General features: G+C 58.8%; 2 protein-coding genes. Both read right to left on the bottom strand.

All coding sequences use genetic code 11. The features are described 5' to 3' along the window. Positions 1-176: DUF1508 domain-containing protein (locus A3730_RS29980; RefSeq protein WP_156501337.1), on the bottom strand; the 176-nt coding region annotated here is incomplete at its 3' end. Between the two features lie 177 nt (positions 177-353). Next, positions 354-921, bottom strand: a 568-nt coding sequence (locus A3730_RS24425; protein WP_063539170.1) for a bifunctional 5,10-methylene-tetrahydrofolate dehydrogenase/5,10-methylene-tetrahydrofolate cyclohydrolase, incomplete at its 5' end; no start/stop codon positions are given.

The raw sequence follows: 921 nt of genomic DNA, 5'->3' as shown, positions 1-921 counted from the left end.
TTGCGTTCGAAATTGCTGTCATCGGCGCTGTTCTTTCTTACCGAGTCGATACCGTTCTCGCAGGCAGTCTTGGTGGTGTACTGCTCGCTGGCGAGGATGATCTCGCCGTTGCCGGCTTTCAGGCGAAAGATGAACTGCTCATTGCTGGCTTTGTCGATCTCGAATTTCCCTGACATGGTGCTCTCCTTGGTCTGCCACTTTGGCGGTCTGCAACGAGAAAATCACTGCAGCATCAAGGATGCTAACCCAGCCCGACAGCGGTGGGTATTGACGGTTTTATGACAGTGACGGGTGGGCACAGATGATGCAGGAAACCAGGAAGAGTGGGGCGCCTGGAACGCCCCGGTTGACGTTTAGCCGAAGGCTTTCTCGCCGGATTGCAGGGTCTGGAAGATGAGGGTGTTGATGGTCATCGGGCCGACACCGCCAGGAACGGGGGTGTAGGCAGCGACGCGATCAACCAGCGGCGCCAATTCAATATCCCCGCATTTTTGCGGGTGGAAGCCGGCATCGACCACCACTGCGCCATCCTTGATCCAGTCTGCCTTGATAAATTCCGGTTTGCCCACGGCGCCCACAACGATGTCGGCCTGCTTCACCAGGGCCGGCAGGTTCTGGGTGCGGCTGTGGCAGATGGTAACGGTGGCATTGGCTTCGAGCAGCATCATGGCCATGGGCTTGCCCAGAATGGCGCTGCGGCCCACTACGACGGCGTGTTTGCCTTCCAGCTCTACCTGATAGTGTTCCAGTAACCGCATGATGCCCTTGGGGGTGGCGCAGCCGTAGGCGGTTTCGCCCATGCTCATGCGACCAAAGCCAAGACAGGTGACGCCGTCCACGTCCTTTTCCAGGCTGATAGCATCGAAACAGGCGCGCTCGTCGATCTGGGCGGGCACCGGGTGCTGCAGAAGAATGCCGTGT

The organism is Alcanivorax sp. HI0044 (assembly GCF_001634945.1).
Note: the sequence above shows the minus strand (reverse complement) of the source record. Positions and strands in the feature narration are given on the sequence as shown.